We start from the raw sequence: 6870 nt of genomic DNA on the forward strand, positions 1-6870 counted from the left end.
GGCTTACTTCTTGCTCCGCTTGCCCAACCGCACCGCATCCAGCAACACGAACAGCGGCGGCCACAGCGCCATGCCCAGCAACGGCGCCCACCAGTAGCTCCAGGGCAGGGTCGGCTCGCCGATGGCCAGATGCACGGCCGACGACACGATACGGTCGTTGAGCAGCAACCCGCCGATCGCCAGCGCCTGCTGCGAGACCGGGAAGAAGCGCAGCCGGGCGCGGAAACGCTGCAGGATGAAGGTCATGATCACCAGCCGCAGCGCCTGCTCGCCGAGCAGCCCGCCATACAGCAGGTCGGCCAGCACACCGGTCACGAAGGCGATGCCCAGCCCGACCCGGTCCGGCTCTTCGATCACCCAATACGCCAGCACCAACGCCAGCCAGTAAGGACGCAGCGGCTGCACCACCAGCGGCAGCGGCAGCAGGCCCAGCACCAGCGCGATGAAGATGCTCGCCGGCAGGATCCAGGTGTTGCGCATGCGGGTCATTGGTCCGTCTCCTGCGGAGCCGGACGGGATTGGGGATTGGGGATTGGGGAATCGTTGGAAGCAGCGCCCTGCGGCGGAGCCGGACGGGAATCAGGCATCGGGATGTTGGCTGCGTTCGACACCGGCGCGCGCGCGGGCGTGGTGGCCGGGCGGCTGGATGCCGGCGCGCGGGCCGGCTGCACGCCTGGCGCGGCAGGCGTCGGCGCGGACTGGGCGCGCGGCGTGGTGCCGGTGCCGGTGCCGGTGCCGGATGCTGCATCCGCCGTCGGGCGTGCGGTATCCATCGCCGCGTCGGACACTCCGCTCGCCGGCGTGCGTGGTGTTGCGGTCACCGGCGCGGCAGGTGCCGCGACGCCGTTGCGGTTGCCGTTGCCATTCCCGATTCCCGACTCCCCACTCCCGGCCCCCGGCTCCACCCGCAGCGGCTTGCCGGCGCGCAGCAGCAGCACGTCGCGGCCGCGATCCAGCTTGGCGGCCGGGGTCAGCTCGCCCACCAGGAAGGCGTGGGTGTCATCGGGATGCAGTTCGGAGACCTTGCCGACCGGGAAGCCGGCCGGGAAACGGCCGCCCAGGCCGGAGGTGACGATCTCATCGCCCACCTGCACCCCGGCACTGAGCGGGATGTCGCGCAGTTCGAGGCGGTCGCCGCGGCCGTAGACGATCAGGCGCACGCCGTTGCGCGCCACGCTGACCGGCACCGCATGGTCCGGGTCGGTGAGCAACAGCACGGTGGAATGCAGCGGCGTCACTTCGATCACCTGGCCCATCAGGCCGCCGGCGTCGATCACCGCCTGGCCCATCAGCACGCCATCGCGGCTGCCGGCATCCAGCAACAGGCGCTGGCGGGTCGGGTCCAGGTCGATATCCAGAATCGGCGCCAGCTGCACGTCCAGACCACGGCGCTCGGCCACGTTGAGCAGTTCGCGCAGCTGCGCATTGTCCAGCGCGGCGGTCTGCAGGCGGGTCAGGCGGGCGTTGGCCACCAGCAGCTGATTGCGCAGGTCGCGGGTCTCTTCCACCAGCTGCGCGTGGGTGGCAGCGTTGTCGCGCACTTGCGAGCCGATCCGCCCCGGCAATCCCGCCACCGCCCAGATCGGCTGGATCAGCAGATTGGCCTGCATGCGCATCTGGCTTAGCCAACCGCCACGGCTATCGAGCGCGATCAACACGATCGCCAGCACCAGATAGACCAGCAGGCGCAGCGTGGAAGTGACTTCGCCCGGACGGGGAGCGACGGGAGGACCGGCGTAGGAGGGCACTTTAAGGCCGGGATTTGAGAGTCGGGATTGGGGATTCGAGGAGCGGTCGGCTGCCCCCGATACGACTAAGCGTTAGACACACAGGGCTGTACCGCAATCGGTCAAGGCCGAAGGCCGGGACACGCGTTGCGAATCCCAAATGCCGACTCCCGAATCCCGAAAGCTTCACTCCGGCGCGAAGAACTCGTTGCCGTGCATGTCCACCAGCTCCAGCGCGCGACCGCCGCCGCGTGCGACGCAGGTGAGCGGGTCGTCGGCCACCTGCACGTGCAGGCCGGTTTCCTCGGAGATCAGGCGGTCCAGGTCGCGCAGCAGCGCGCCGCCACCGGTGAGCACGATGCCGCGCTCGGCGACGTCGGCGCACAGTTCCGGCGGGGTCTGCTCCAGCGCCAGCTTGACCGCCGAGATGATGCCCGACAGCGGCTCGTGCAGCGCTTCGAGCACTTCGTTGGAGTTGATCTTGATCATCTTCGGCACGCCCTCGGCGAGGTTGCGGCCGGAAATTTCCATCTCCTGCACCTCCTCCTGCGGATAGGCGCAACCGATCTGCAGCTTGATGCGCTCGGCAGTGGCTTCGCCGATCAACATGCCGTGGTTACGGCGCACGTAGTTGGTGATCGACTCATCGAAACGGTCGCCGCCCACACGTACCGACTGCGAGTAGACGATGCCGTTGAGCGAGATGACCGCCACCTCGGTGGTGCCGCCGCCGATATCGATGACCATCGAGCCACGCGCTTCGGTCACCGGCATGCCGGCGCCGATCGCAGCGGCCATCGGCTCTTCGATCAGATACACGTCGCGTGCACCGGCCTCTTCCGCAGATTCCTTGATCGCGCGGCGCTCGACCTGGGTGGAGCCGGCCGGCACGCACACCAGCACGCGCGGGCTCGGGCGCAGGAAGCGCGATTTGTGCACCTTCTTGATGAAGTGCTTCAGCATCGCCTCGGTGTAGGTGAAGTCGGCGATGACGCCGTCCTTCATCGGGCGGATCGTGGTGATGTGGCCGGGGGTACGGCCGAGCATCTGTTTGGCCTCGGCACCGACCGCCGCCACCGAGCGCGTGCCGCCGATCGCGCGGTCTTGACGCACCGCCACCACCGATGGTTCGTTCAGGACGATGCCCTGCCCGCGCACGTAGATCAGCGTATTGGCCGTGCCAAGGTCGATGGACAGGTCGTTGGAGAACATGCCGCGGAGTTTCTTGAACATCGAGGGAGCCGTTCCTGAAAGAGTCGCTTGCCCTGTCGCCAATGCAGAAACAACTGGTCGATAAGCGGGCAGAAAACGAAGTCCACTAGCCTAGCAATCCCCCCCGGTGCGGGCAAGGAAAAAACAGCCGTTTCGGCGCGATTTTCATGCGGGGGTCACACCGGGCATGGCATGCGGTTGTGGCCCTGATCGGTCGCAGCCGTTACCCTTTGCGCCGCGGCGCTCGCGTCGTCCCGCTGCCAGCCCGGCAATCGGCGGGTATTTCCCAACGCAAAGGCCTGACTCGATGTCCGCACTGATCTGTGGTTCCCTCGCCTACGACACCATCATGGTGTTTCCGGACCAGTTCAAGAACCACATCCTGCCGGACAAGGTGCACATCCTGAATGTGTCGTTCCTGGTGCCGCGCATGCGCCGCGAGTTCGGCGGCTGCGCCGGCAATATCGCCTACAACCTGCATCTGCTCGGTGGCGCGCCGATCCCGATGGGCACCGTGGGGCAGGACTTCGGCCCCTACCGCGAACATTTCGAGGCGCTGGGCATCGACCTGTCGCGGGTGAAGATCATCGACGACCTGTTCACCCCGCAGGCCTTCATCACCACCGACCACGACAACAACCAGATCACCGCGTTCCATCCGGGCGCGATGATGCGCAGCTACGAAAACCACGTGAAGGACGTGCCCGGCGTGACCCTGGGCCTGGTCGGCCCGGACGGGCGCGAGGGCATGATCCAGAACGCGGAAGAGTTCGCTGCCTCCGGCATTCCCTTCATCTTCGATCCCGGCCAGGCGATGCCGCTGTTCAACGGCCCGGAGCTGCGCGAGTTCATCGAGCAGGCCGACTACGTGGTGGTCAACGACTACGAGTCCAACCTGCTGCAGGAACGCACCGGCTGGAACGAGCAGGACATCGTCTCGCGCGTTCAGGCCTATATCACCACGCAAGGCCCGAAGGGCGCGTTGGTGCATACACCGGAAAAGACCTATGACATCCCGCCGGCGCACGAGCGCCGCGTGGTCGACCCGACCGGCTGCGGCGATGCGTTCCGCGCCGGCCTGATCTACGGCATCCAGGGCGGTTACGACTGGCTGACGATCGGGCGGATGGGCAATCTGATGGGCGCGTTGAAGGTGGAGCATCCAGGTACGCAGAACCAGCGCTTCGACTTTGCCGAGTTCAACGACCAGTTCAAGCAGCAGTTTGGGTATGCGCTTTGATCCGCACCGCCGCTGATCAGCGTTGAGTGCCGCTTTACCCTTCTCCCATCGGGAGAAGGTGGCGCCTAGCGCCGGATGAGGGTACGAGCGAAGCCACGTGCAGTTGGCATTATGCAAGGGCTTGGCCCCGTATCCCTCCCCCAATCCCCGCTCCGCGCCCCGGCCCGCGCTTGCGGCACGGGCGCTCCAGGGCACGCGCCGGTAGCGCGCTGGCCGTACCTTCTCTCCCCCGGGGGAGAAGGGTTCTCGCGGATTAGGAGAGCCGCCTACTCCATCGCCCCTGCCATCGCTGGACGTGGCGCACGCATCGGCATTCGCAATTTGCTGCAATGCAGTTTGAGCATCAGGCCGATCTGTGCCTCTACTGACGCTTCGCGCTCATTGAGGAACGCTGGCCCATGTCCGAGCCAAGCGTTGTCGCCGCTACGTCCACTGCCCTGCCGGAGATCGAACCGGATGCGCTCCGGCAGATCCGCCGGCTGCGCGACATTGCCCCGTTGGCCGCGCCACTGTCGCGCTCGTGGCGACGCTGCCTGGAAGAACACGCACTCCTGCCCGAGGCTGCGCCCGAGCCGCTGGTGCACGACGCGCTGCATGTGCGCGAGCGCCAGCAACGCCTGGGCGAGGTGTTGCGCATCGCCAAGGTGGAAATGGAAAACCTCTACGAGCAGATCGCCGGCAGCGGCTATGCGGTGATCTTTGCCGACGCCGAAGCGACCGTGCTGCACAGCGTGCACGACCCGACCCTGCTGCGCGATTTCCGCCAGGCCGGCCTGTTCTGCGGCGCCAGCTGGGCCGAGTGCCACCAGGGCACTAACGGTCTGGGCACCTGCGCTGCCGAATGCACCGCGGTGAGCGTGCACCGCGGCGAACATTATCTGACCCGCCATCTGCCGCTGTCGTGCAGCGGGGCGCCGATCCTGGACCCGCATGGCGGCCTGCTGGCAGTGCTGGATGCTTCAACGCCCAATGCGCAGGACGGCAAGCAGATTCAGCGGCATACCGTGGCGCTGGTGAGCATGTCGGCAGCGCAGATCTCGCGCTCGCATTTCCTCAACCAGTTCGGCCACGCCTTCATCCTGCGCTTCCATAGCCGGCCCGAGTTTGCCGGCCTGCTGCACGAGGCACTGATCGCGATCGATACCGACGGCCGTGTGCTGGCGGTCAACGAGGCGGTGCTGGAGCAACTGGGCAAGATCGACCGCAGTCAGCTGGTGGGCCGCAACATCTCGCAGGTGATGCAGCTGGATTTCGACACCCTCGAGCACCGCGCCGGCAGCGACGCCGGCACCTTGTGGTCGATCCGCTGCGCCTGTCACGGGCGGCGTTTCTACGCACTGGTGCGCCCGCCGCGTGCACGTCCTGCGCTGCCGGCGGTGGGCGGACCGGCGCAGCTGGCGCCGGATACCGAGCTGCAGCCCGGTGACCATGTGGGCTCGGATCCGCGCATGCGCCACAACCTGGCCAATGCGCTGAAACTGGCCGCGCATCGCGTCTCGATCCTGCTGAGTGGCGACACCGGCACCGGCAAGGAAGAATTCGCCAAGGCAGTGCATCTTGGCTCGCCGTGGGCGCATGGCGCATTCGTGGCGATCAATTGCGCGGCGATTCCCGAGGCGCTGATCGAAAGCGAATTATTCGGTTATGCACGCGGCGCGTTCACCGATGCCGCGCGCGAAGGCCGCCACGGCAAATTGTTGCAAGCCAGCGGCGGCACGCTGTTTCTGGATGAAATCGGCGACATGCCGCTGCCATTGCAAAGCCGCCTGCTGCGCGTGCTGGAAGAACAATGCGTCACCCCGCTAGGCAGCGAGCGCGCAGTGCCGCTGGAGCTGCACGTCATCAGCGCAAGCCACCGCGACCTGGCGCAGCGGGTGGCCGCCGGCGAGTTCCGCGAGGATCTGTATTACCGGCTCAATGGCGTGGTGTTGCACCTGCCGCCGCTACGCGAGCGCAGCGACAAGGCGGAGTTGATTCGCACCTTGCTGCGCGAAGAAAACAGCGAGCACAGCGTGCGCATCAGCGAAGAAGCCATGCACAAATTGTTGAGCTACGCCTGGCCCGGCAATCTGCGGCAATTGCGTAACGTGCTACGCACGGCGGCCGTGCTGTGCAGCGATGGCGTGATCCGCTTACCGAATCTGCCGCAGGAAATCGTCGATGCCGGCAGCGCGCCGTGTCTGGTCGATGGCCGCGCGGTAGCCGCCGACGACATGCCCGGTCGCGTTGCACTGGATCAAGCCGAACGCCTAGTGCTGCAGCAGCAACTCGAACGCCATCGCTGGAATGTCAGCCGCACCGCCGATGCCTTGGGCATCAGCCGCAATACGCTGTATCGCAAGCTGCGCAAGCATGGGTTGGATACCGGCTGATTGAGGGGCGGTGATTCGGGATTGGGAATTGGGGATTCGTAAAAGCCAAGGCAGCGTCTCTCAGCGCTGGCACTTGGCGCGATCAACAAAAAGCATTCTTTGCCATCAAGGCGGGCACCGCTGTTGCTCGGTGCGGCATGCACCACGTACATGCCGTAATTGCGGAGCGGTGATCTGTCGCTTGGCTGCAGGGCCCTTGCCCGCCCAGCGTCGCGGGACATGCTGCAAGTACGTCCTTGTAGCAACTGTGTTGTTGGAGGGGCTTTGGCCACTCCGTCAGCCGGGCACGGTGGTGCCGGCTGCTGTCAGCAGCCATCGT

Annotated in this window: 5 protein-coding genes; 2 read left to right on the plus strand and 3 right to left on the minus strand. The window is 66.3% G+C overall.

Annotated elements, in window-relative coordinates:
• Window positions 1-3 precede the first annotated feature (3 nt).
• The 3 genes from mreD to GGR61_RS11805 all read right to left on the minus strand — a co-directional run bounded on the left by mreD (window position 4) and on the right by GGR61_RS11805 (window position 2960).
• Window positions 4-489 carry a rod shape-determining protein MreD gene (gene mreD, locus GGR61_RS11795; protein WP_184409086.1) on the minus strand — a complete coding sequence of 162 codons (486 nt, stop codon included), beginning with the start codon at window positions 487-489 and terminating at the stop codon, window positions 4-6.
• Window positions 486-1748, minus strand: coding sequence for a rod shape-determining protein MreC (gene mreC, locus GGR61_RS11800; RefSeq protein WP_184409087.1), 1263 nt, complete (start codon window positions 1746-1748; stop codon window positions 486-488). Before mreC ends, mreD begins: the two co-directional genes overlap by 4 nt.
• 165 nt (window positions 1749-1913) lie before the next feature.
• Window positions 1914-2960 (minus strand): rod shape-determining protein, encoded by a 1047-nt coding sequence (locus GGR61_RS11805; protein ID WP_104533130.1) that lies wholly within the window; start codon window positions 2958-2960, stop codon window positions 1914-1916.
• Between the two features lie 286 nt (window positions 2961-3246).
• Between GGR61_RS11805 and GGR61_RS11810 the strand changes: the two genes are divergently transcribed.
• On the plus strand, window positions 3247-4179 hold the full coding sequence (locus tag GGR61_RS11810; protein ID WP_184409088.1) for a carbohydrate kinase family protein: 933 nt from the start codon (window positions 3247-3249) through the stop codon (window positions 4177-4179).
• Between the two features lie 398 nt (window positions 4180-4577).
• The gene (locus tag GGR61_RS11815) at window positions 4578-6551 is read left to right on the plus strand and encodes a sigma-54-dependent Fis family transcriptional regulator (RefSeq protein WP_184621503.1); all 1974 of its coding nucleotides are present in this window, start codon (window positions 4578-4580) and stop codon (window positions 6549-6551) included.
• Window positions 6552-6870 lie beyond the last annotated feature (319 nt).

Origin of the sequence: Xanthomonas sp. 3058 (genome assembly GCF_014199765.1) — a bacterium.
Lineage (GTDB): Bacteria > Pseudomonadota > Gammaproteobacteria > Xanthomonadales > Xanthomonadaceae > Xanthomonas > Xanthomonas campestris_B.